We start from the raw sequence: 23,432 nt of genomic DNA, 5'->3' as shown, positions 1-23,432 counted from the left end.
TATATGAAATATATCACACATTATAATCCAATTAGCTCCTAGGTGAAAGCAACTAAAGAACTCATTAAAATATATCAATAGACTTACATTATCTATTATTATTGGCCAATTGGTTGAGAAACTAAGGTATTAATATGATCGAAACCAACTGGTGTCGGAGATACGAGATACAAGCAAATTACAGCAGCCACGGCAAAACCGATTGCTAAATAAGAGAAACTGCCATTCCGAGGAAATTCATACATACCAAAGAGGCGTATCCCTATAGCAGCACCAATAGCTGTAATCAAAGACGGTATAGAAAAAATGTTATAAAAACCGAATACTACCATAAGGCCTGCATAGCCACCTACTACAGTAACCATAGGTAACATGCGATCCATTGGATTTGGAATAGATCGCGTAAGTGCAGCTGGATAATATGAAGCCTCTATGCCAAACATGCCTAAGAATATATTAAAACCAGCCCAAATGCTATCCCATACGTTTCTAAAAGCATCTCTATGCTTGCCGGCATACCATGCAAAGTCCGTAACGATTAAAATGGCTAAGCCTACACAGACAAAGTAAAATTCACTAGGAATTTTAGGACCTGCATAAGCACCTACAGCTGTTGCAACAGCACTCAAAATCGATGCTACTATTACACGCTGTAAACGAGGTCGTTTATTTTCAGGAATGCGTTTATACACAGTAGCCAATAACTCTAAAACAAAGCAAGCCATAAAAACAGCAATGCCTGCAGCAGGAACAAAGAACGCGCTTACCAAACTCAAAATGAAGGGAATGCACAAGCGCCATTTAGGGAATAAGACAAGATCTTTATAATCTAAACGAATATCTTGTGTTTCCATAGTGAAGTTGTTGTACACCACAAAGAGCAACATAAAGGCGATTACGTCAACCGCAGTTGCACCCCAAATCAATAAAGTTGGTACTACAACCATAGATAAGGCTACCCCAGAAAGGCGAGATAAACCAGCAGCCACTAAGCCCAGTAATAAAAACGGTGTTAAAGCAGATATAATTTCGAGCATAATATTCCTCCCATCATTGTATAAATTTAAGTATATAGTATCTACCACACTACATCAAGGAGAGATATATTTTTTCATAGCTAGACGCTTTCGCACAGCAGAGGTAGAGCAACCCATCACCTGTGCAATCTTTGCAACTCCATAACCTTGAGCACGGAGTTTTTTAATCTTATTTTCGTCTAGATCAAGAGTATTTGCCCTTATTTCTATACCTTGCTCTCGCAAATAAATTGCCACTGTAGAACCACGTATCCCATAAGCTAGGCCAATGTCATCTGTACTCATGTGATGATGAATATATAAATAAGCCATCTCCTCTACGCGCATAGGCTTTCGAACTTTAGGAATTAAGCAATTCCCCATATGCCGCAATACATGGTGAACTTTCCATCGAGATATACCATACATACGAGCAATGGCATCTGTACTATTTCCACTTTTATAAGCCCTACATATACGTACTACATCTATAGAGACGTTTTTATTTGATTGCTGACAAGCCAATCCATATTCTTTCAAGCGATTCGCTATCGTCGTAATAGACACATCATAACGCTTTGCTAATGAATGGAGCGACCACTTACCGGTCTCATACAAAGCTTGTACATGGACCATATTGATTTCTTTCTTCAGAGGCCTCCGTTCGATATCGTACGCTTTCATACGGCGCATGATGGTATCAACACTACATTGGAAATAATCCGCCACATCGCGAACGCTCCATTGTTTCTCTATATATAATTGCTGCAACAGCTGTTTTGGTATAACACGCACATTTCGATACATAATTTTGCCCTTCCTTATAAACGAACTCCTTCCCCTATTATTGTGAAAGTTTCACTAGGAAAAAACAATAAAAAAGAGGTTCCTAATAGTCACATAGGTGACCAATAGGAACCTCTTTCAATATGTAATTATATGCCCCACATTATGATATGTGACAGTATGGTTGCTATACCACATCAGTGCACAATCCATTATTATTTATGTTCCAATAAAACCATAATTAGTTTATACACTTATAAATAGATTACTTCATTAACGGTATCTACGTTCAAGAGCTTTAGGTTTACTTAAAATGATGGACCATTTCATGCCCTCTTTTAAAGCATGATTAGATTTACGACCGCGAGTTGAAGTCGCAGCTAGAGCAGTAGGCGCAGTTGTAATGCCTACATTTTCAATAAGAACTTGCTCCTCTTTAGCTACTTTATCTCGTTTAAACTCAGCTAGTCTTTCACTTAAGGTCGGCCCCGTAACAGCTTCTCTATCTAAGCGAGTCTTACTGGTAGTATAACTTGGAGTGCTACTGGAACTTTTCATTGATAAGGCTTCAATATCTCGTTGAGCTGCTGCAGCCTCTTCATTGAAATGTATGTCCTCCATAGTTTGCGATGGGGGTTCTGGTTGCTGATTGACAATCGGTTTATCTTCATAAGAGTCCTGATAAAAGTCATCAACCTTAAACAAATCTTCCATAGACGGTTCATCTACCTTGCGTTCTATGGAGATGCCATATTCGCGCTCCATATCTTCCCAAGTTCCGCCACCAGAGCTTTCATACTCATCATACTCTTCAGACTCTTCAGTATTCTTATTTTTTATAATGGAAAAAGCAATGTACGCTATGATACCTAAAACAAAGATTGGATTATGCGAAAAGATGGATAGCACTGAAGACAAAATAGAGTCCATAGCTACTCCTATTCACCATCTGCTAAGTTTTCACGCATTTTAGTGTCTGCAATAATATTGTTCATATTGTAGTAATCCATAACGCCAAGATTACCATTTCTGAAAGCTTCTGCCAATGCTTTAGGGACTTCAGCTTGTGCTTCCACAACCTTAGCTTGCATGTCTTGTGTTTTAGCACGCATTTCTTGTTCTGTAGCAACAGCCATTGCACGACGTTCTTCCGCACGAGCTTGAGCGATTTTCTTATCCGCTTCCGCTTGGTCAGTTTGCAATTGAGCGCCAATGTTACGTCCTACGTCTACGTCAGCGATATCGATGGACAAGATTTCGAATGCAGTACCCGCATCAAGGCCTTTACCCAATACAGTACGGGAAATGTGATCTGGATTTTCCAATACATCTGTATGTTCTTCAGAGGAACCTACAGTCGTTACGATACCTTCACCTACACGGGCAATAATTGTGGCTTCACCAGCACCCCCAACGAGGCGATCGATATTCGCACGTACAGTAACACGAGCACGAACTTTCAATTCGATACCATTTTTTGCTACCGCAGAAATAATTGGAGTTTCAATCACTTTAGGATTAACGGACATTTGAACCGCTTCCAATACATCACGACCGGCGAGGTCGATAGCTGCGGAACGTTCAAAGGTCAACGGAATAGATGCCCGTTCAGCGGCAATCAAAGCATCTACAACGCGGTCAACGTCACCACCTGCGAGGTAATGAGCTTCCAACTGATTTACATTCACATCAAGACCTGCTTTATTAGCTTTAATCAAAGGCATTACGATTTGAGATGGATTTACACGACGTAAGCGCATACCTACAAGTGTAAAGATACCTACGTTAACGCCCGCTGCTAGAGCAGATACCCAAAGCCCTAATGGCACAACATATAAGAATACCATAATACCAATCAGCAAAATGGGAATCAAAATTAAAATACCTACATCCATAATAACCTCCATTATTTACAACGATGTTGTGAAAGCTTAATCACGCTTTCTAACAATATTGCGGCCACCTACAACGCGAAGCACCACAATAGGTGAACCGGCATCGATGAAGTCACCTTCGGTTACAACATCTACCAAATTACCATTAATTTTAGCAATACCTGCAGGGCGCAGTGTTGTATGAGCTACGCCTTCCTTGCCAGCCAAATCTTCTAATACATCATTAGATACATAACCAGCTTTTGTCGTAGATCGTTGCCCTAAGGTAAACAATTTGCCTATCCAAGTCTTTTCAAAGTGATTAAAGAACACGATGATAATGACAATTAACAAGGCTGTTAATCCTAGCACGGCATACAATGCTACTGTGCCTTCCCCAAGAGCTACATAAACGCCCCACAGGAATGCGCAATAACCGATAAGACCTAAAATACCGCCTGGTACTACGAGTTCTACCGCCATCAAGGCAACGCCGATAGCCATCCATATCAAAAACTCCATAGGGCCTCCTCTCTTAAATTAATTTTATACAACTGATATGTTCATTATACAATATTGAGGATAAATTATAAAGACACTAAATAAAAACGACTACTTACTCAGGTTCAACCTAGTTCAGTAGTCGTTTATTATACTGAGTACAAATCAATTTACTTTATGATCTCAAGGTTATATTCCAAGATTTTAAAGAGCCATGATATTATACTTCTGTTTTTTTCAATTGGTCATTGCCAACGCCTGTTTTTTGAAGGATTAACAAGCTAATGCTCATAGCCATACCTACTACAGTGGCAAGGCCCATCCCTTTTAATACAACAGGACCAACTGCGAGTTCTGCACCGCTAAGACCTACCACAAGGATAACGGATGTAAGAATCATATTAACAGGGTTTGTGTAGTCTACTTTACGTTCTACAAGCATACGCAAGCCAGATGCTGCGATGATACCGAACAATAGAATAGATACACCACCCATAACAGGTACCGGAATAGCATGAATAAGAGCTGCCACTTTACCTACAAAGGACACAATCATTGCTAAAACTGCAGCACCACCGATTACCCATACGCTGAAGCAACGAGTAATTGCAAGTACGCCGATGTTTTCACCATACGTCGTATTTGGTGTCGCACCAAAGAAACCAGAAAGAATATTTGCAAGGCCATCACCAAGCAAGGATCTTTGTAGACCAGGCTCTTTCATCAAGTCTCTGGCAACGATGTTACTAGTTACAACCAAGTGACCAACGTGCTCAGCAAATACTACAAAGAGTGCTGGCATAATCATGATAATTGCATTGATATCAAATACAGGCATGCCGTAGAACTGAGGCAATGAAAGCCAAGGAGCAGCTTCTACACCAGAGAAGTCAACAACTCCCATCACAGCAGACAATACATAACCGGAGACAACACCAATAAGAACAGGAATAACAGCTAAGAAACCACGGAACACAACAGTTCCAAGCAAGGTAACAACTAAGGAAAACATGGAGATAATAACAGCTTGGCTATGGCTCATACCTAAATCTTGATTGCCGATAAGTCCAGACATACTCATCGCTACTGGCGCTAATTCTAAGCCGATAATAGCTACGATAGCACCCATAGCTGCGGGCGGGAATAATTTATCAATCCAACGCGTACCAATATAACGAACGAGAATAGATAAAATAACAAAAGATAGACCAAATACAACGAAGGCCCCTTTTGCAGCTTCATAACCAAGACCTGCAGATAACACACCTGCTACAGGCGCAATAAAGGCAAAGCTAGAACCAAGATATGCAGGGATCTTGCCCTTACACACAAATAAGTACAATAATGTACCAATACCATTCATAAACAATGCCGTTGCTGGGTCTACTTTTAATAAATACGGTACTAATACAGTAGAGCCAAACATGGCAAATAAATGTTGAAAACTAAGTGGTAACATTCGGCCCCATGATGGGCGTTCTTGAATATCAATATAATCTTTCATCGTTTCTCCTCACACACAATATAACGATGCTAAGTTCATATAGTACAGTCCTTAAATATACTCTATGAATTTACACAAACAGATTCATCTTATGATACATAAGTTAAATATTAACGTTCAAATTTAGTCTGTCTACGAGTCGACTTTTTAGAAGACCGTGGTTTAAACGGTCCAGGCATATTTGTCTTATTAGTACGCGTCGTAGCAGCAGGCTTGAAACGACTTTGTGTTTCTTCACGCAAAGATGGTAATGGTTCAGCTGTACCAACTGGTTTCACCCCTTCTACATTACGACGGCCAATACTTGCCAGCAACCCAATAGCCATGAAATTCATCAGTAATGAAGAGCCGCCATAACTAACAAACGGTAATGGTACCCCCGTTACAGGCATGATACCACATACCATGGCGATGTTAAACAAGGCCTGACCACTGATAAGCAATGTTATTCCCATTGCTAACCATTTCCCGAATTCATCACGAGCCTTATTAGAAATGCGGAACCCAAAATAGGTAAAAGCTGCAATCAGAACGACAACAAACACTGCACCAATGAAGCCCATTTCTTGCGCCCATACAGCAAAAGCAAAGTCCGTGTGTGCTTCTGGTAAGTAGAAATACTTTGATGTACCTTGCATAAAGCCTTCGCCTAAAATGCCACCAGAACCTACAGCCAACAAGCCTTGAACTGTTTGATACCCCATATCCTGTGCATGAGGCCAAGGATCAAACCAAGATTGAATACGTTCCCAACGATATGGCGACATACGAGCTGCAATAAAGCCAAGAAATCCAGCTATCACAAAAGCTCCGCCAAAGAATTTTCCATCAAAGCCCGCTAAGTAAATGAGCACAAAGGAAAAGCCAAAAATCAATACGGTCGTGCCCATATCTGGTTGCAAGATTGTTAAGCCTGCAAATATAATTGGCCATATTAACATTGGCAACATATAACTTATACGTTCACTAAAATAACCTTGTAAATTAATGAGAGGGTTAGTATGCTTTGGTTTTCCCCATTTCCGCATGGTGCTCAATTTAGCCGACGTCCATATCAAGGCAGCCAATTTCGCAAATTCTGAAGGTTGAATCGATACAGGCCCAATAACAATCCAACGACGTGCACCATTAATGACTGCACCAATCACAAGAACCAAGATCATCCCAATTAGTGTAGCAATCATAATTCTTTGCAACATGTGAGGCTTCTGTAACTGACGGTAATCATAACGATACAATATGACACCAGCTGCCATAGACAAAAGCAAGAATGTCATGTGCTTTAAAAAGTAGCCTAATAATCCTGTATTTTCATAGATAGAGCTGATATAAGTAGCACTAAAGATATTTACACTACCTATAATTGTAATGAGAAGAATAGGTAAGAGCATACCTTGTAAGTCATTTTTAAAGAGTGAGCCCCACCGACTATCCCCCTTATTCGGTGTTTCCATGTTAAGCCTCCTTTTGTACTTTTGGCTTAATTGCTTCTAAGCGGAAAATAGGTTGACCTTTTTCACTAAATTTTTCTTCATATTCAGTCTTTACATTTGGAAGATCCGTACTATGTAAATCATACGTTACATTTTTAAGCTCCCAACCGCATTCTTTGAATTCTTCGAGAGAAAACATAAACAATCCTTCATTATCCGTCTTGAAGTGGACTTCACCACCATCTTTCAAAAGACGAGCATAACGGTCGAGAAATGTGTGATATGTAAGGCGGCGTTTTGCATGTTTCGCCTTAGGCCAGGGATCACAGAAGTTAATATAGAAACGATCAACTTCACCTGGTGCTACTATCTCTTCAATACCTGCAATATCAAATAAAGATACCTTTGCATTGTTCCGCTCCCCTTCAAAGATTTTTTGTGCTGCATAATAAATAACCCCCAGCTGCACTTCAAAACCTACGAAGTTAGCATTTGGATACACTTCAGACATCCCCGCAATAAAGCGACCTTTCCCCGTCCCTAGTTCCATATATAATGGGTACTCAGGATGTTCAAATAATTCACACCACTTGCCTTTATACGCTTCTTGGCCAGACAAAATAATATGAGAGTCATATTCGTGGATAGCTTCATCAATCCATGGTTTTCTACGAAGGCGCATACTTTCTCCTTACATCTATTTTTAAAAAAATGTTTATATTTGTTTATATTTATTATTACAGGTCATATACCTATCTTATTAATTATAGAAAAGGGGACATTAAACGTCAATTAGATTCTATGTATTTAATACGAATCACTACGACTATGAAAGCACTTCTTATAAAAAAAAGACCTACTTCCGAAGAAATAGGTCTACATTTTATTGGAAAATCATAGCTTCTAAATTTTCAATTTGATATTGACTTAGGCCAAGTTCAGATAAACTCTTTTCAGCTGCAGTGAAAAGATTATTTTTACCAACTCGAGTACCTAATGCTGCCGCAGCGACCAATTCACGGTCCAATTTACCTAGACGTGAACGATTACGATTTTGAGGTTTTGGTTTTTTCATACGGAACGTATTATATTGAACCCCCTCTTTTGCTTCCTCAGCTTTCGGCTTTGTTAAAGGTGCCCCATTAGTGCCATTCCCCAATAAAGCACTAAGTCCTGTTTGCTTTGGTACCAATTTTTCGTACTCATCGCCAAACTCAGGGCGTTCATCACGTAATTGATCAAATGTAGCTAAAGCAGCATTCATTTGTTTCAAGCCAGCAGCAGAGTAAAGTTGACGAATGGCAATACTCACCTCTTGTGGCGTCAACGTGCCTCGCTCAATAGCAGATGCAATTACACTCTTTAATGCACCTTGATCACCAGACGCAGTATAGCGGCCAATTTCAACCAAGTCTTTCTGACGTGCATTAAGCTCTTTTGGCGTATATATATTTATCTCAGATATAGATGGTGCCTGTTTAGAAGGTTGTTCTCCCGCCCCATTAGCCTCAAACATATAGCCACCGGCAACGATGGCCACGGCTAATGTTAAGGTTAATACTCTTTTCAAAGTCTTACAATCTCCCTTATCATTAATACTAATTGTATAATACTGCAATAGTAGCGTACATTATCAATGGATTTATTTTACTGTTCTACTGTAATACATACTGTAAATATTATTATATAATACTTCATCTAATTTTTATAGTCCTATTCGAAAAAAATCTATAATCTTTTAAGAAATTATATATATTTATCTATAAAAATTATATATTTATAAACCACACTTAACAATGTATCAAAATGCACCTCTACTATTTTACCAAAGAGATTAATGGCTATCGTAACATACTAATATTCCTTACAACTATAATTTTCTACCATTTCGATTTATGATTCATTAGAAAGATAAAATCATTAAAATTATATAGCCGGTCCAAAGAACGCAAAAAGGCGGCACAACCAAATGGTTGTACCGCCTTGATTCATCAATTATTCAGCAGTGAATGGCAATAAAGCAATTGCACGTGCACGTTTGATAGATGTAGTCAATTTGCGTTGATGTTTTGCGCAAGTACCGGAAATACGACGAGGTAAGATTTTGCCGCGTTCAGTCGTAAAACGACGAAGTTTAGCAACGTCTTTATAGTCGATTTGATCGATATGGTCTGCACAGAAAACGCATACTTTTCTTCTTGGCTTTCTGCCTCTATCTCTTCTCATTGCGAATCCTCCTTTTCGAATTAGTAGGAGTCCCTGACACTAGAACGGGATGTTTTCGTCATCGCCGCCTGTACTGAAACTATCAAAATTGGACCCACCTTCGAAAGAATTAGTATTCATATCAAGGGATTGGCCCACAAAGTTCGCTACTACTTCAGTAACGTACCGTTTTTGACCGTCCTGAGTCTCGTAAGAACGAGTTTGCAAACGACCTTCTACAAAGCAACGACTGCCTTTACGAAGATTGCCTGCCGCTTCACCAAGTTTACCCCAAGCAACGCAGTTGATGAAAGCAGTTTGTTCTTTCGTCTCATTTGTTGTGGAATCAATATAGGTGTTTGTAGCAGCCACTGTAAAAGTTGCTACCGCACGACCAGTTTTGGTATAGCGTACTTCAGGATCACGAGCTAAATTACCTAGAATTTGTACAGAGTTCATGTTTTCCTCCAGGCTTTAATTATGCTTCGTGTTTAACAATTAGATGTCTTAGGACTTCATCGTTGATTTTCAATACACGATCGATTTCTTTGATTTCAGCAGGAGCTGCCTCAAAGTTAATCAATACATAGAAACCGTCAGTGAATTTCTTCACCGCGTAAGCAAGACGACGCTTGCCCCAACGATCTACCTTTTCTACTGTGCCGCCTACACGAGCAATTAAAGCTTCTACTTTTTCAATAACAGCGTTAGTTGCTTCCTCTTCAGCTGGTTTCACAATAAACATGACTTCGTATTTGTTCATACAAAATCACCTCCTCTTTCGGACTAATGCCCCTATCGACACATAGGGGTAGGAAGTGCTTACCATCAATAAGCCTTACTATTATAACCTAAAAAAATAATGAAAGCAAGGACTCAATTTAAGCCCTTGCTTTCACCAATATTATATACGATTATATTTTTCATCCTCAGGAAAGGCAATCATAGCACAGATACTTACAAATATGGCTATTACCCCCATCATAGGATAGGCCGTATCATTTGGTAAGAAGGTAAGTATCAACGATGACACAATACCACTACCATATTGCATGGCACCTAATAGTGCCGCCCCAGATCCAGCCATTCTACCTGCTCTATCTAAAGCTAATGCATTAGTTACAGCGGCAATGATACCGTTCATGGAGAAGAATAAAAAACAGCCAATAACGATTAACCACAATGAATGGTAACCTAAGAACATCAAGCCCATAACAATGGATACACAAACAGCAGCAAATAGTGTGGCATATTTCAATAGTCTATCAAGGCGTATAGCACTTACAATACGACGATTAATAGCACTTAACAACATAACACCAATAATATTGACAGAAAAGAGATAACCAAAATATTCTTTGGGCACTTCATACACATCTATATATACATAAGGCGATCCCGTTAAAAACGCATAAATAGCAATATAAAATGAGCTAACACATAGGGTATATTTCATAAACCCTTTATTGCGTAATAAAATCCAATAGTTATTATAGGTATGACCTATGGACTTTTTGCTCCTCTTCTCTACGGGATGTGTTTCCGGAAGCACTAATACGGCAACGAGCATTAAAAGCCCTATACCAACAAGCAACCAGAATATAGAATGCCATGTATACCATACAAGTAAATGTCCTGCTAACATCGGGCCTGCTATAGGCGCTATAGCCATAACAATGGCCAATGTAGACAACATTTTAGCCGCCTCAGTCCGACCATATAAATCCCGAATCATAGCCCGCGATAGCATCGGTCCTACACAGGCACCAAATGCCTGAAACACACGCCAAGCCAACAACTCCATCATAGAGGAACTCAAGGCACAACCTACAGAACCAATAATAAATAAAACTATCCCTATAATCAGTGGCTTCTTACGACCAATTTTATCGCTAACAGCGCCCCAAAAAAGCTGAGCTAGCGCAAAGCCAATTAAGAAACCCGTCAACGTAAGCTCCGCATCACCATTGAGGTCACGCCCCATCTCAGGCATAGCCGGCAAATAAATATCCGTTGACAACGATGTAAACGCCATCAAAGCACTTAATATAGACGTAAAAAGCCATCCCTTATTGCTAATCGTCAGCATAAAGACACCACTTTCATATAAAACCGCACTATCATATGTATGTATTTAAATTATATCAGAAATAAAATTAATGCTATATAAAGTTTTGATTTTTTCAATAAAAAAGCGTAGTAAAATACTACGCAAAAATTGGTCTATAGTAATATCACTCTTTGCACTATTCAAATAGTATAAAGACAAAAGCCTAACGCAACAGAGTATTCAAAATACTCGCACGCTAGGCAATCCTCTTAAAACAGTTTATAAGATGAGCCTAACGCTACCACACGTTGATGGCTCTCTTTTTATTATACAACATAAATAGAATTTCTTAAAGGAATTATAAAACAAATGGTATGACTAATAAACTCCTCATAATGCGACCTTTTATAGTCATAGACTTAAACAATATTTACATAAATCAGAAATTCTATAGAAAATCCTTGCGTCATTATTCTATATAATTTACTATATATAGAGAAATCTGATTATAAAAAGGAGTCATCATGGCTAATATCAATGAAAACTACTTAAACCTTCAAGGTTCTTATTTATTTGCTAATATTGCTAAAAAGGTAAATGAATACCAAACTGCTCATCTAGATGCAGATATTATTCGTCTTGGTATCGGCGATGTTACATTACCTCTTGCTCCAGCAATTATCGATGCTATGAGTAAAGCTGTTCAAGAAATGGGAAAAGCAGAAACATTCCGAGGTTATGGCCCTGAACAAGGTTATGACTTCTTACGTCAAGCTATTATTGATGGCGATTACAAACCATTAGGCGTAGATATCGCTATTGACGAAGTATTCGTTTCCGATGGTGCAAAATCTGACGTTGGTAATATCCAAGAGTTATTCAGCGAAGATAACATCATTGCTATCACAGATCCTGTGTACCCAGTATACTTAGACTCCAACGTTATGGGTGGTCGTACTGGCGAAGCTGTAGATGGCATCTTCCAAAAGGTTGTATACCTCCCTACTTACGCAGAAAATAACTTCTCTCCAGAATTCCCTTCTGAACGTGTAGACATCGTATACCTTTGCTCACCTAACAATCCAACCGGTACTGTTTTGAGCCGTGCTCGTTTAGCAGAATGGATCAAATGGTGTAAAGATAATGATGCGATTTTGATGTTTGACTCCGCTTACGAAGCTTTCATCAGCACAGAAGATACTGTAAAATCTATCTACGAAATCGAAGGGGCTCGAGAAGTAGCTATCGAGTTCCGGTCCTTCTCCAAAACTGCAGGTTTCACTGGTACACGTTGTGCTTATGCAGTAGTACCTAAAGAGGTCACTGGCAAAACTAAATCTGGTGAACGCCAACCGCTAAACCCTATGTGGAATCGTCGTCAATGTACTAAATTCAATGGTGTTCCTTACATCATCCAACGCGGTGCTGAAGCAGTATACACAAAAGAAGGCCGCGAACAAACTCGTGCTAACATTGCATACTACAAAGAAAATGCCCGCATCATCAAAGAAGGTCTTGAATCTATCGGTCTTACTGTATACGGCGGTGTGGACGCTCCATATATTTGGCTAAAAACACCTGGCAATATGACTAGCTGGGAATTATTCGACATCTTGCTCGAACAAGTTCAAATCGTATCTACACCAGGCTCTGGCTTTGGCCCTCATGGTGAAGGTTACCTTCGTTTGACAGCATTCGGCAGTCGTGAAAATACAATTCGCGCCGTTGAAAGAATCAAAACATTACAATTCTAATATGATTATATCTATATTTAGGTTTAGATTTATATCTTGATTTATATTTAGATTACATTAAATCTGGATTATGTGATTTAAAATAGTTTATATCTATAAAACCAAAAGACCGATTACAATCCTTCAATAGGAATGTAATCGGTCTTTTTATATACCCTTACATATATGAATATTTAATTCTAGTATTCCTTAACACTATAGTACTAACAAATAACATCCCCATATTATTTGTCTCCGCTATATTTACCATTAATTAAAAGTTATGACGAATCCCTGCGTCAATGCGATAGGAATTGTCTATGATAGCACCAAAGTTTTTAGTGAAAGTCCCATAAATATATGTATTAGGGCGTACGCTCCATGAACCACCTAACTCAAGATCTAGCCATGTATCTTTAAGTTTCACTTCACTGCCTGTAGTTGGCTCACCGGTCATACTATAAGTAGCTTTCATTTTACCAGAGAATTCATGCGCTAATGCAGCTTTGAGGAAGAGGTTGCTGTTCTTACTTTCCTTACCAATGCCTACACCGATACGACCAATAACGGAATTCACCGCATCAGAGTTAATGTGCACTGTACTACCTGTATTTGTACGAGCATCAAAGTTTACACCAGACAATCGACTAAGCGTCAATTCTGCGTTAGGATCGATATAGAAACCATTGTCTTTCTTGATTCGTTTACCATATTCAACGCTCAAAGAAGTACCTGTATTGCGGTAATCTCCGCTCAAACTTGTACCCAAGCTATTGCGTACAGTGAAATCATTTTTCAAACGACTTACTTTACCAATCACATCTAAATAACGACCATCATTATATTGTTTTGCACCGTATAACGCTAAGCCCGCAGTTTTACCAGAGCCAGAACCTAGTGTGTAATCACTACTGCTTGTACCATATAACAAGGCCCCACCAATAGTCCAATCGCCACGCAATATGTCATAGCCTACTTGTGCCATGTTATAGGTTTGATTTACATAGGCGCTGTCCGTAATTTTAGATTTACCACCGATGTATTTTCCCCATACACCATGCTTATTGGAGTTGAGTCGCACATCACCGAGGCGACGTTGTAAATCATTCGTATCGGCTCTCATTTGCATCACAGAGGAGACTAACGCACTCTTAGCACCAGAAACAACTTCGCTTTCACGAGCTGTCACAACCGCTTGGTCAGTAATACTAGGTTTCCCATCAACAGTAAAGCTACCTGTACCAAGCTTAGTGGAATATGCAGGGCTAATAAGGCCTGAATCGACTTGAACATTCACATCTAAATTACGTTCACCCTTGGTAAAGCCGGTATATGTTAATTTATTAGCCAACTGCTGCAAAGTGCCTCGTGGGTTGTCTATATTTGCATACCCTTTAAGTGCATCTGCCGAACTGCGCATAGTCACAGAAGAACCTTTATCAGCATGGTTGATAACGACTTTGCCCTTACCTTGTGCAGTCGCAGGGGCTCCCTTTTCATAGTCGATAGCTGCATGACCAGCATAGTTGTTAATAGTAATAGGTCGTGGATCTACGGCTTGGATAATACCTTGACTATTTATATCTTTACCACCAATGAAATGTTCTACACGACTACCAGTATATAAATAGTTTGCATTATTAGGGCGACCTTGTGTAGGATATACGCGTTCAGCTCCTAACCATTCATTGCGCCAAGTCGCACCATTTTGTAAGTACAATCGCAAACCACCATGGTACGGATTGTTGTTGCTTTCATCAAATTCATTAAGTACGCCCCCTACCAATTTAGAATTTGGTGTTGTTAAACCTAAAGAAATTTCAGATCCATGGTTATGTGGATTCTTGTCGATACCATAGTTTTTATCTAAAAATCCTATATTACCATACATCTTCACATCATTCGTTCCCGGATGTAAGCCATCCATACCTGTATTTACATAAACAAAACCTTCTTCAGATAATGCAGAATAGGTATCAGAGGTATCTAAAGGATATGTTTTTATATCAGCCCCACCTAGTATGCGAATATATCCATCTTTATTAGCTTGCAAACCAACGCCAACAGCATCGACTTTAGCATTACCCTTTACGGTAATTCGAGTATCATCGTTATTTCCATCATTAGTAAGTCCACCATAACCAGCATAGATACCGCTCATGTAATAATGTGCCAAATCAGGTCTACGTTTCGCACCACTTTCTGCAGGTGCTGGATTTTTAACTGTTACAGTTACATTTTTATCGATAGCGACTTGTGTCCCATCAAGGGCGTAAATACCTGTAACATTATTATGATATTTTGTTCCATTTACACCTAAACCTGATACATTAACAGTTAAGTCATCTGTATAATGTCTCTTTTCCCCCCACAAATTAAGGCCAATGGATTTTCCGTCTGTATGACTTTCCACAGTTGTGGCTGATACCATGGTAAAAGCATTAGCACCTGTTACAATTAATGCAGCAATAACAGCAGCTTTTACATTTCTTCTCATGTTATACCTCCTTAACACTTCAACTATGAACATAACTAGCTAACATAACCAATTTAATTGTATCTAGATTCAGGGTATATGTGTCAATTTCTACTCATATGATTTTTTATTTGTCCCCTATAACAACACGCTATGTATCGATATAGTTGTGCACAAATTACTTGTTTAAATTAGATATTAATTATTTTCTATACCATCTAATAAATTCTATAGAAAAATATTAAAAGCTATTAATTTTATGCTATAATAAATATGTTAATCATTAAATTTCAACTTATATAGGAGGCTAATATGAATATTCGTATTGGTATCGTTGGTTACGGCAACTTAGCTCGTGGCGTAGAAGCATCTGTTCAGTTGCAACCTGATATGGAGCTCATCGGCGTATTCTCTCGCCGTCAAGGTATTGAAACTGTATCTGGTGTACCTACTTACACGATGGAAGATATTCCTAACTTTAAAGGCAAAATCGATGTAATGGTTCTTTGTGGTGGATCTGCAACAGATCTTATCAAACAAACACCGATGGTAACAAAATACTTTAACTGTATTGATTCTTTCGATACACATGCACGTATTCCTGAACACTTCGCTAATGTAGACAAAGTAGCAAAAGAAGCTAAAACTGCTACTTTGATTTCTTGCGGTTGGGACCCAGGCATGTTCTCTTTACAACGTGTATATGCTGAAAGCATCTTACCTCAAGGCAAATCCTACACATTCTGGGGCCGTGGCGTTTCCCAAGGTCACTCCGATGCTATTCGTCGTATCGATGGTGTTCTTGATGCCCGTCAATACACTGTTCCTAAAGAACAATACTTAGACGAAATCCGCAACGGTAAAACTCCAGACGTTGATGGCTACAAAGGTCACCTTCGTGAGTGCTACGTAGTAGCTGCTCCTGATGCGGACAAAGCTAAAATTGAAAATGAAATTAAAACTATGGAAAACTACTTCGTAGGCTATGAAACTGTAGTCAACTTCATTTCCCAAGAAGAACTTGATCGCGACCACAAAGGCATTCCACATGGTGGCTTCGTTCTTCGCTCTGGTGAAAGCACAGAAGGCACACGTCACGTTATCGAGTACTCTTTGAAGCTTGACTCTAACCCTGAATTCACAGGTTCTGCACTTGTTGCTTACGCTCGTGGTCTCTACCGACTTGCCAAACACGGCGGCACAGGTTGCTACACAGTATTCGACATTCCACCAGCTTGGATTTCCACACAATCTGCTGAAGAATTAAGAGCACATTCGCTATAATAGAGCGAGGCCCTCATCGACTTAATAGATGAGGGCCTTTTTCATACACATTAAAAAAGATACCATATCAGATGGTCTCTTTTTTTATTCTATTAACCTTATTTTACGTTTAATTAATACCATCGTGTTAACGGCAATTCGTTCGTAACACCTTTTGTCATCAAAATTTGATGCAAGTCCATATTACCAATGTAGAAACCTGCCGCACATCCACAAAGATACAGATCCCACATGCGTACGAATTCACTCCCCCGTTTCGCCTCTACTTGCTCACGGACGCCTTGGAAATTGTTATACCAATGCATTAAAGTCTTATAATAGTGATACCGTAAACTTTCAACATCGATGACATTCATATCATAGTCATAAGCGAGGCTGACCATTTCGCGAAGGGACGGCAAACATCCGCCCGGGAAGATATATTTACGAATCCAGGCACTTGTTTCCTTTTCAGAGGGATCACTGATGTAGTGAAGCAGGAACAACCCGCCGTCTTTAAGCATGTCCGATGCGTCCTCCATATACAGAGGAAAGTTAGGTCGCCCTACATGTTCAAGCATACCGATGCTGACAATGCGGTCAAAGGTGCGACCGGAAGCCGCTACGTCTCGATAATCTATAAGTTCAATCTCAACTTGTCCTTCAAGGCCATATTCTTTAATGCGTTCCTGTCCTTTTTTCCATTGTTCTTCGGAAAGAGTACACCCATAGCCCTTAACCCCATATTTACGAGCCGCTTCAATGAGAAGGAATCCCCATCCGCAACCGATATCAAGTAAAGTCATCCCTTCTTTTAAATATAATTTATCAAGAATATGATGTACCTTTTGATATTGCGCATCTTTGAGACTATCATTCTCATGCTTAAAATACGCACAGGAATAGCTCATGGTTTCATCGAGCCACAATTTATAGAATTCATTACCTAAATCATAATGGGAAGATACTTGTTGTTTTTGATCTTTCTTTTTAAGACCCGCATTAAAGAGCGAGCTAAGTACCTTACGATTGATAGAGTCCTTACCTACATGACCAAGGACTACACAAAGGGCTTTAAACAAATCCCCTTCAATTTCGATATCTTTACGCATATACGCTTCACCGAGGGCGAGTTCTGCGGATATTAACAAGTCCTTCTTGGGAATATCGCGATTAACGATGACGGTAAACTCGGATTCTCCGTCACCGATTGTATATTCATTATCTCCAATTTTTACGGTAAAACAATGATCATTAAAGCATTCTAAATAATGGACTAAGAAACTATCAAATAGCTTGGAAAACATACTGAACTTCCTTTCCTATTAGCTTTCACTATATAGGTTTAAAAATATATACATTAACATGATTGGATACATTCCATACCCTTATTAATTTATATACCTATAAATTATATCAATATAGTTACGGCGAATAAAAATCTATATTAATCCTATATTTTAATATGAACTTATCACATTATTTAAGTAATATATTTAACTCTATTTATATTATAGCACTTTGAAATAATCTATTTTATATTTATAGACTAACTCCATCCTATTAGTATGGTATAATATTTATTTGATAAGGTTTATAACAAACTATTACTATAAACTTTCACAAAGAACGAAATCAATTTGTTAATAAAAGGTGGTACCATGAGCACAAATTTAGAAGTAGGCATCGTAGGCCTTCCAAATGTTGGTAAAAGTACATTATTCAACGCTATCACAAAGGCGGGCGCTGAAGCTGCCAATTATCCATTCTGTACAATCGAGCCAAACGTAGGTGTCGTTGATGTTCCAGATAATCGTTTAGCTGTATTGGCTGAAATGTTCGGTTCCAAACGTATTCTTCCTGCAGCTATGCGTTTCGTAGATATTGCAGGTCTCGTTGAAGGTGCCTCTAAAGGTGAAGGCTTAGGGAATAAATTTCTTAGCCATATCCGCCAAGTAGATGCCATTGCACAAGTTATTCGTTGCTTCGATGACCCTAACATCACTCACGTAGCAGGTTCTATTGACCCAATTCGCGACATCGAAATCATTAATACTGAGCTCTGCCTTGCTGACCTTGAATCCGTAGAAAAACGAAAACAACGCATCGAAAAAATCGCAAAATCTGGCGATAAAGATGCTCGTGCTGAACTGCCATTATTAGAACGCATCATCGAAGGTTTAGGTGAAGCAAAACCCGTTCGTGCACAAGGTCTTGAAGAAGAAGAATTGGAAATGATCAAAGAGTTGACATTGCTTACAGCTAAACCATCTCTTTATGTAGCCAATATTTCCGAAGATGAAGTATCTGATTATTCTGCCAACGAATATGTAAAACGCGTAGAGGAATATGCGAAAAACGAAGGCGCTGGTATCGTTGTTGTGTCCGCACGTATCGAGTCCGAAATTGCAGAGTTATCCGAAGAAGAATCCGCTGCATTCCTTGAAGATCTTGGCCTTGAAGAGTCTGGCTTAACTAAACTTATCAAAGCAAGTTATGCACTTTTAGGTCTTATCAACTACTTCACAGCTGGCGAAATGGAAGCTCGTGCTTGGACAATCGTAAATGGCACCAAAGCACCTCAAGCTGCTGGTAAAATTCACTCGGATATTGAAAAAGGCTTTATCCGCGCTGAAATTGTCTCCTTTGATGATCTACAAGCTTGCGGTAGCCAAAACGCGGCTAAAGAAAAAGGCCTTGTACGCCTTGAAGGTAAAGACTACGTTATGAAAGACGGCGATGTAACCCATTTCCGCTTCAATGTATAAACAAACTTATATAACAAAAACCAGTAAATCTCAGGATTTACTGGTTTTTTATTACTAATTATAACCTTTATATAATATTATTTATCGTCTTTATGAAGAACATTTTTGACGCCACTAATCGCACCATCTACAGCATCTTTAACATCTTCAGCTGCTTTTTTGAGATCTTCAGCAACATCATGTGCAGCGTCTTTTACTTTTGCAACTGTATTTTCTACAGCGCCTTCTGCTTCCAATTCTTTGTCACCAGTTAATTTACCGGCATTTTCTTTTAATGCACCTTTAGCTTGATTTAATTTATCTTCTAATGCCATAATTATGAATCCTTTCATATGAAATCATTTTTAGTTATGTTAGCTATATATGTTATCTATACTTTTAAAAATAGATTACTATCCCTTTTTCCCGAAGAAAAAAGAAACAACAGCAACAACAATTACAGCGCCAAGAACAGAAGGAATTAATGCCATGCCAGCTAAACTAGGACCCCATGTGCCAAATATTGCTTGACCTACAGACGAACCAACTAAACCAGCAACAACATTGGCAATAATGCCCATTGCTCCACCTTTGTTAGTGATGGCTCCTGCAAGAAAACCGATAAAACCACCAACAATAATTGACCATAACATACGATCACTCCTTCCTATTTAATCAATATATTTATAATATCCTACCAAATTATATGGGCTTTATAAATATAATAAATAATATGTATATTTATAATATACCATTCATTTCTAAAGATTAGATGAAGAAATTCGATGTAGTTATAAAAGTCACAATTGATTAAACTACTGTAACAATTTCATTCATTGTACGACGTGTTTTATTTCGATGTGGTTCTTCATCACGATAACCAAAGGCAGCCATCACAGCAATGCCAAAATGCTTTGTATCAAAGAGCCCTAGTTCATCACCTAAAAAAGCGGTCATCTTATCTTGATTAAAGCCTTCCAATGCACAGGAATCAAGACCTTCATAAGCAGCCATAGTCATCATGTTAGCCATTACAATATACGCTTGCTTTGAAGACCAATCAAAGGCAGCACGATCAGACTCAAATGTTTTATAGTCTTCAGTTGTGAACTGAGCATATTTTTCTTTATAAATAGCATCGACTTCAGCAGGTAATTGTTTCACCTCTTCTTGAATATAGCGTACATAAGGAGAATCAAATTCCAAATCCACTTTTTTACGTGTTAAGAACACCACGAAATGACTCGCTTCAAGACCAGCTTGAATTCCCCAACCATAAGATTTCATCTTTTCACGGATTTCAGGATTTTGAATAACTAATAATTGGTAAGCCTCAAAACCTAAGGAGGTTGGAGACAAGCGCGCCGCCGTTAAAATACCTTGCCAATCTTCATCAGAAATCTTTTTAGCGCTATCAAATTTCTTACATGCGTAGCGATATGTCATAGCATATTCTAAATCCTTACGATCAAATTTAGGGGCTGTTAATATTACATTTTCTATTTCATATTTACTCATATATACCTCCATAATTAATATCTGCAATTGATAAAATATATCATGTTTCTATAGTACCACACTCATCGTTCAAGTTATATGAAGATGGACACTAAAGTAAAAAAGCCTAGACAACGTCTAGACTTTATACGGTACAGCTAGCTCGCCCTTTTCATACCAAAATAAGCCAGATGTACTAATTTTATGTTCTTTTAAAATGGTCTTTACTTGATCCACTATACTTGAGTCTATTGCAATAGATAAACCGCACATATCGTAAAGCTCTGGGGGGGTAGCCATCAACTGATGAGGCACCTCTAACTCGGTTAATACTTTATCCGCTTTATCACCAAAATAATAGGATGTAAAAACGACAAGTAATTTTTTATTTTCCAATGCCTCACCTCCTACCAAAGTAGATACGATTAAATGTCTTTCATCTCAATGATTCATTCTAGAAATAAGAAATCTACTTTAAATCAGTAGCTCTAAACCGATATATCGAAATAAAATACTAATATTATAGCTTAACAATATTATCTCCAAGGATTGCATCTGTAATAGCGTACATATTAGTAATACTGCCTACGCCCAGCTCAGCTTTTACACCGAAATAATCAAGGCAAATGCCGCATGCTGCAATTTCAACACCTGCATCAGCTAGCTTTCTAATATTTTCCAAATGAACAGAATCGTTAGTTACCATCTTAACACTGCTATTAATGAAATAGATCTTAGATGGTTTCACATCGGCTTCTACCATGCACACCCAGAAAGTTTTCATCAAATTTCTACCGAGCTCTTCACTACCTTCACCAAGATAATCCTTCGTCATCAAAATGACGCGATTTCCATAGTTCATAGGTTCACAACTTACTTCCGTTACCGGATTTGCATTTGGTGTCATAGTAAGATAAAAATCCTTGCCATCTTGGCGAATACCTACACCATAACCACGAGACTTACCAAACTTCTCTACATTATCGCGGCTCACTTCATTATCTACAATTGTAATAATAACAGCATTTGGATTCGCATCACTTACCTTCTTAGTTTCAATAACAGGTTTTGGACACAAGCTACCGCGCACATCTACCGTTAATTCCTTTGTATTGCTCATCATACACCTCTATATACATTATATAATTTGTGAAAGTATCAGCTATCAGCTATCAGCTATCAGCTATCAGCTATCAGCTATCAGCTATCAGCTATCAGCTATCAGCTATCAGCTATCAGCTATCAGCTAATAATATTTTATTTAAATAGCTAAATCAATACCATACAGTACTTATCTTTTATGAGTTTATTTTGTTACTCGTACGGCAAGACCGCTGAAGCTTTCAACAGTGCCCACAATAGCAGCACAGTCAATCCCCGCCTTATAAAAGGCCTCGACAAGTGTCTCACTTTCGCTAGCAGGAACAGAAAATAGTAACCCGCCAGAGGTTTGAGGATCAAATACAATATCCGTCCATACAGGATCCAAGTCCTCATCAACTTGTACTTCAGTTATAGCCTTGCGATTACCATAAGATGCAGCCGGAATTAAGCCCATTTGAGCCGCCTCGATAACATCATCAAAAAGAGGGATATCGTAAGCTTTGATATGAATCGTCACATCAGAAGCACTTGCCATTTCTACGGAGTGCCCCATAAGGCTAAAGCCTGTTACATCTGTACAAGCATGAACTGTAAAGTTATGTGCCACCTCAGCCGCTACACGGTTTAAAGTACTCATACTAGTAACAGCCTGTTCCGTACCTACAGGAAATAAACCTGCTTTCAGAGCATTATTCATAATACCTGTGCCAATGCGTTTTGTTAGCACCAACACGTCCCCTACTTGAGCACCTTTATTTTTCCAAATCTGATTTGGATTTACTTGTCCTGTCACAGACATCCCAAAGATAGGTTCCTTATTTTCAATGCTGTGTCCACCTACGATGGCTGCACCAGCCTCGGCTACAATCGAACCAGCCCCATTTAACACATCCGTCAAAACACCTTGCTCGACAAGAGGAACCGGAAAGCCTACGATATTCATCGCTGTTAAAGGGGTGCCACCCATAGCATATACATCGCTTAATGCATTGGCAGCTGCAATTTTACCAAATAAAACAGGATCATTAACCATAGGGGTAAAGAAATCTAAGGTTTGCACCAATGCAAAGGTATCAGAGATTTGATATACTCCAGCATCATCGGCACCAGTCATATCCGCGAGAACATGCTTGTTAGTAACGGGTGTTACAGCTTTTAGCACACGGTTCAATATATGAGGCCCAATCTTACATGCGCAGCCTCCACTTGTAACATAATCAGTAAGTCGTACCATAACTCCTCC

At 38.8% G+C, this 23,432-nt stretch carries 24 protein-coding genes; 3 read left to right on the top strand and 21 right to left on the bottom strand.

The features are described 5' to 3' along the window. Positions 1 to 98: 98 nt before the first annotated feature. The 13 genes from ACGHIY_RS01795 to ACGHIY_RS01735 all read right to left on the bottom strand — a co-directional run bounded on the left by ACGHIY_RS01795 (position 99) and on the right by ACGHIY_RS01735 (position 11,408). On the bottom strand, positions 99 to 1,037 hold the full coding sequence (locus ACGHIY_RS01795; RefSeq protein WP_323722782.1) for a hypothetical protein: 939 nt from the start codon (positions 1,035 to 1,037) through the stop codon (positions 99 to 101). 54 nt (positions 1,038 to 1,091) lie between these two features. Continuing rightward, positions 1,092 to 1,823, bottom strand: coding sequence for a sortase (locus tag ACGHIY_RS01790; RefSeq protein WP_012863918.1), 732 nt, complete (start codon positions 1,821 to 1,823; stop codon positions 1,092 to 1,094). A gap of 252 nt (positions 1,824 to 2,075) precedes the next feature. Continuing rightward, the gene (locus ACGHIY_RS01785; RefSeq protein ID WP_390525616.1) at positions 2,076 to 2,732 is read right to left on the bottom strand and encodes a hypothetical protein; all 657 of its coding nucleotides are present in this window, start codon (positions 2,730 to 2,732) and stop codon (positions 2,076 to 2,078) included. 8 nt (positions 2,733 to 2,740) lie between these two features. Beyond that, entirely contained in the window at positions 2,741 to 3,697 is a 957-nt protein-coding gene (gene floA, locus ACGHIY_RS01780) for a flotillin-like protein FloA (RefSeq protein ID WP_004693762.1), read from the bottom strand. A 36-nt stretch (positions 3,698 to 3,733) separates the two neighbouring features. Continuing rightward, a complete protein-coding gene (locus ACGHIY_RS01775; RefSeq protein WP_012863916.1) occupies positions 3,734 to 4,198 on the bottom strand; it encodes an NfeD family protein in 465 nt (154 codons plus the stop codon). Between the two features lie 199 nt (positions 4,199 to 4,397). Beyond that, on the bottom strand, positions 4,398 to 5,681 hold the full coding sequence (uraA, locus tag ACGHIY_RS01770) for a uracil permease (protein WP_278604930.1): 1,284 nt from the start codon (positions 5,679 to 5,681) through the stop codon (positions 4,398 to 4,400). Positions 5,682 to 5,791: 110 nt separating this feature from the next. Then, entirely contained in the window at positions 5,792 to 7,135 is a 1,344-nt protein-coding gene (locus ACGHIY_RS01765; RefSeq protein WP_287526473.1) for an FtsW/RodA/SpoVE family cell cycle protein, read from the bottom strand. 1 nt (position 7,136) lies between these two features. Further along, on the bottom strand, positions 7,137 to 7,796 hold the full coding sequence (gene trmB, locus ACGHIY_RS01760) for a tRNA (guanosine(46)-N7)-methyltransferase TrmB (protein ID WP_287526471.1): 660 nt from the start codon (positions 7,794 to 7,796) through the stop codon (positions 7,137 to 7,139). Between the two features lie 201 nt (positions 7,797 to 7,997). Then, complete coding sequence (locus ACGHIY_RS01755) at positions 7,998 to 8,684, bottom strand: carboxymuconolactone decarboxylase family protein (protein WP_004697971.1); 687 nt, start codon at positions 8,682 to 8,684, stop codon at positions 7,998 to 8,000. A 425-nt stretch (positions 8,685 to 9,109) separates the two neighbouring features. Then, entirely contained in the window at positions 9,110 to 9,340 is a 231-nt protein-coding gene (rpsR, locus tag ACGHIY_RS01750; protein ID WP_004693795.1) for a 30S ribosomal protein S18, read from the bottom strand. A gap of 39 nt (positions 9,341 to 9,379) precedes the next feature. Beyond that, positions 9,380 to 9,778, bottom strand: coding sequence for a single-stranded DNA-binding protein (locus ACGHIY_RS01745; protein WP_004693797.1), 399 nt, complete (start codon positions 9,776 to 9,778; stop codon positions 9,380 to 9,382). Positions 9,779 to 9,797: 19 nt separating this feature from the next. Further along, positions 9,798 to 10,082, bottom strand: coding sequence for a 30S ribosomal protein S6 (gene rpsF, locus ACGHIY_RS01740; RefSeq protein ID WP_004693799.1), 285 nt, complete (start codon positions 10,080 to 10,082; stop codon positions 9,798 to 9,800). A gap of 141 nt (positions 10,083 to 10,223) precedes the next feature. Further along, the gene (locus ACGHIY_RS01735) at positions 10,224 to 11,408 is read right to left on the bottom strand and encodes a multidrug effflux MFS transporter (protein ID WP_278466935.1); all 1,185 of its coding nucleotides are present in this window, start codon (positions 11,406 to 11,408) and stop codon (positions 10,224 to 10,226) included. A gap of 485 nt (positions 11,409 to 11,893) precedes the next feature. On the opposite strand from ACGHIY_RS01735, the gene ACGHIY_RS01730 reads away from it, so the two are divergent. Continuing rightward, complete coding sequence (locus ACGHIY_RS01730) at positions 11,894 to 13,123, top strand: LL-diaminopimelate aminotransferase (RefSeq protein ID WP_390525615.1); 1,230 nt, start codon at positions 11,894 to 11,896, stop codon at positions 13,121 to 13,123. 253 nt (positions 13,124 to 13,376) lie between these two features. Here ACGHIY_RS01730 and ACGHIY_RS01725 read toward each other — a convergent pair whose 3' ends face one another. After that, on the bottom strand, positions 13,377 to 15,599 hold the full coding sequence (locus tag ACGHIY_RS01725) for an autotransporter outer membrane beta-barrel domain-containing protein (RefSeq protein WP_390525614.1): 2,223 nt from the start codon (positions 15,597 to 15,599) through the stop codon (positions 13,377 to 13,379). 291 nt (positions 15,600 to 15,890) lie between these two features. Here ACGHIY_RS01725 and ACGHIY_RS01720 point away from each other — a divergent pair, with 291 nt between their 5' ends. Then, positions 15,891 to 16,862, top strand: coding sequence for a diaminopimelate dehydrogenase (locus tag ACGHIY_RS01720; protein WP_390525613.1), 972 nt, complete (start codon positions 15,891 to 15,893; stop codon positions 16,860 to 16,862). A 113-nt stretch (positions 16,863 to 16,975) separates the two neighbouring features. Here the strand turns inward: ACGHIY_RS01720 and ACGHIY_RS01715 are convergent, their stop codons facing one another. Beyond that, positions 16,976 to 18,148 (bottom strand): cyclopropane-fatty-acyl-phospholipid synthase family protein, encoded by a 1,173-nt coding sequence (locus tag ACGHIY_RS01715; protein ID WP_316101968.1) that lies wholly within the window; start codon positions 18,146 to 18,148, stop codon positions 16,976 to 16,978. Between the two features lie 354 nt (positions 18,149 to 18,502). Between ACGHIY_RS01715 and ychF the strand changes: the two genes are divergently transcribed. Then, positions 18,503 to 19,609 (top strand): redox-regulated ATPase YchF, encoded by a 1,107-nt coding sequence (gene ychF, locus ACGHIY_RS01710; protein WP_315307378.1) that lies wholly within the window; start codon positions 18,503 to 18,505, stop codon positions 19,607 to 19,609. Positions 19,610 to 19,686: 77 nt separating this feature from the next. Here ychF and ACGHIY_RS01705 read toward each other — a convergent pair whose 3' ends face one another. The 6 genes from ACGHIY_RS01705 to selD all read right to left on the bottom strand — a co-directional run bounded on the left by ACGHIY_RS01705 (position 19,687) and on the right by selD (position 23,423). Beyond that, on the bottom strand, positions 19,687 to 19,923 hold the full coding sequence (locus tag ACGHIY_RS01705) for a CsbD family protein (RefSeq protein ID WP_353799573.1): 237 nt from the start codon (positions 19,921 to 19,923) through the stop codon (positions 19,687 to 19,689). Positions 19,924 to 20,001: 78 nt separating this feature from the next. After that, positions 20,002 to 20,241, bottom strand: a complete 240-nt coding sequence (locus ACGHIY_RS01700; RefSeq protein ID WP_012863894.1) for a GlsB/YeaQ/YmgE family stress response membrane protein — start codon at positions 20,239 to 20,241, stop codon at positions 20,002 to 20,004. 157 nt (positions 20,242 to 20,398) lie between these two features. Continuing rightward, positions 20,399 to 21,106 carry an NAD(P)H-dependent oxidoreductase gene (locus ACGHIY_RS01695; protein WP_390525612.1) on the bottom strand — a complete coding sequence of 236 codons (708 nt, stop codon included), beginning with the start codon at positions 21,104 to 21,106 and terminating at the stop codon, positions 20,399 to 20,401. Between the two features lie 117 nt (positions 21,107 to 21,223). Further along, the gene (locus tag ACGHIY_RS01690; protein ID WP_004693822.1) at positions 21,224 to 21,481 is read right to left on the bottom strand and encodes a DUF3343 domain-containing protein; all 258 of its coding nucleotides are present in this window, start codon (positions 21,479 to 21,481) and stop codon (positions 21,224 to 21,226) included. A 124-nt stretch (positions 21,482 to 21,605) separates the two neighbouring features. Then, the gene (gene yedF / locus ACGHIY_RS01685; protein WP_390525763.1) at positions 21,606 to 22,205 is read right to left on the bottom strand and encodes a sulfurtransferase-like selenium metabolism protein YedF; all 600 of its coding nucleotides are present in this window, start codon (positions 22,203 to 22,205) and stop codon (positions 21,606 to 21,608) included. Between the two features lie 186 nt (positions 22,206 to 22,391). Beyond that, complete coding sequence (gene selD / locus ACGHIY_RS01680; protein ID WP_316138730.1) at positions 22,392 to 23,423, bottom strand: selenide, water dikinase SelD; 1,032 nt, start codon at positions 23,421 to 23,423, stop codon at positions 22,392 to 22,394. Between the last annotated feature and the right edge of the window lie 9 nt (positions 23,424 to 23,432).

The organism is Veillonella parvula (assembly GCF_042850485.1).
In the GTDB taxonomy this organism is placed as follows: Bacteria; Bacillota; Negativicutes; order Veillonellales; family Veillonellaceae; genus Veillonella; species Veillonella parvula_Q.
This window is presented reverse-complemented; position numbering and strand designations above follow the sequence as displayed.

What these genes read in the sequence shown, in the direction of transcription:
- ACGHIY_RS01795 (WP_323722782.1), bottom strand. Translation starts at nt 1,037, where the DNA reads ATGCTCGAAATTATATCTGCTTTAACACCGTTTTTATTACTGGGCTTA.
- ACGHIY_RS01790 (WP_012863918.1), bottom strand. Translation starts at nt 1,823, where the DNA reads ATGTATCGAAATGTGCGTGTTATACCAAAACAGCTGTTGCAGCAATTA.
- ACGHIY_RS01785 (WP_390525616.1), bottom strand. Translation starts at nt 2,732, where the DNA reads ATGGACTCTATTTTGTCTTCAGTGCTATCCATCTTTTCGCATAATCCA.
- floA (WP_004693762.1), bottom strand. Translation starts at nt 3,697, where the DNA reads ATGGATGTAGGTATTTTAATTTTGATTCCCATTTTGCTGATTGGTATT.
- ACGHIY_RS01775 (WP_012863916.1), bottom strand. Translation starts at nt 4,198, where the DNA reads ATGGAGTTTTTGATATGGATGGCTATCGGCGTTGCCTTGATGGCGGTA.
- uraA (WP_278604930.1), bottom strand. Translation starts at nt 5,681, where the DNA reads ATGAAAGATTATATTGATATTCAAGAACGCCCATCATGGGGCCGAATG.
- ACGHIY_RS01765 (WP_287526473.1), bottom strand. Translation starts at nt 7,135, where the DNA reads ATGGAAACACCGAATAAGGGGGATAGTCGGTGGGGCTCACTCTTTAAA.
- trmB (WP_287526471.1), bottom strand. Translation starts at nt 7,796, where the DNA reads ATGCGCCTTCGTAGAAAACCATGGATTGATGAAGCTATCCACGAATAT.
- rpsR (WP_004693795.1), bottom strand. Translation starts at nt 9,340, where the DNA reads ATGAGAAGAGATAGAGGCAGAAAGCCAAGAAGAAAAGTATGCGTTTTC.
- ACGHIY_RS01745 (WP_004693797.1), bottom strand. Translation starts at nt 9,778, where the DNA reads ATGAACTCTGTACAAATTCTAGGTAATTTAGCTCGTGATCCTGAAGTA.
- rpsF (WP_004693799.1), bottom strand. Translation starts at nt 10,082, where the DNA reads ATGAACAAATACGAAGTCATGTTTATTGTGAAACCAGCTGAAGAGGAA.
- ACGHIY_RS01735 (WP_278466935.1), bottom strand. Translation starts at nt 11,408, where the DNA reads ATGCTGACGATTAGCAATAAGGGATGGCTTTTTACGTCTATATTAAGT.
- ACGHIY_RS01730 (WP_390525615.1), top strand. Translation starts at nt 11,894, where the DNA reads ATGGCTAATATCAATGAAAACTACTTAAACCTTCAAGGTTCTTATTTA.
- ACGHIY_RS01725 (WP_390525614.1), bottom strand. Translation starts at nt 15,599, where the DNA reads ATGAGAAGAAATGTAAAAGCTGCTGTTATTGCTGCATTAATTGTAACA.
- ACGHIY_RS01720 (WP_390525613.1), top strand. Translation starts at nt 15,891, where the DNA reads ATGAATATTCGTATTGGTATCGTTGGTTACGGCAACTTAGCTCGTGGC.
- ACGHIY_RS01715 (WP_316101968.1), bottom strand. Translation starts at nt 18,148, where the DNA reads ATGTTTTCCAAGCTATTTGATAGTTTCTTAGTCCATTATTTAGAATGC.
- ychF (WP_315307378.1), top strand. Translation starts at nt 18,503, where the DNA reads ATGAGCACAAATTTAGAAGTAGGCATCGTAGGCCTTCCAAATGTTGGT.
- ACGHIY_RS01705 (WP_353799573.1), bottom strand. Translation starts at nt 19,923, where the DNA reads ATGGCATTAGAAGATAAATTAAATCAAGCTAAAGGTGCATTAAAAGAA.
- ACGHIY_RS01700 (WP_012863894.1), bottom strand. Translation starts at nt 20,241, where the DNA reads ATGTTATGGTCAATTATTGTTGGTGGTTTTATCGGTTTTCTTGCAGGA.
- ACGHIY_RS01695 (WP_390525612.1), bottom strand. Translation starts at nt 21,106, where the DNA reads ATGAGTAAATATGAAATAGAAAATGTAATATTAACAGCCCCTAAATTT.
- yedF (WP_390525763.1), bottom strand. Translation starts at nt 22,205, where the DNA reads ATGAGCAATACAAAGGAATTAACGGTAGATGTGCGCGGTAGCTTGTGT.
- selD (WP_316138730.1), bottom strand. Translation starts at nt 23,423, where the DNA reads ATGGTACGACTTACTGATTATGTTACAAGTGGAGGCTGCGCATGTAAG.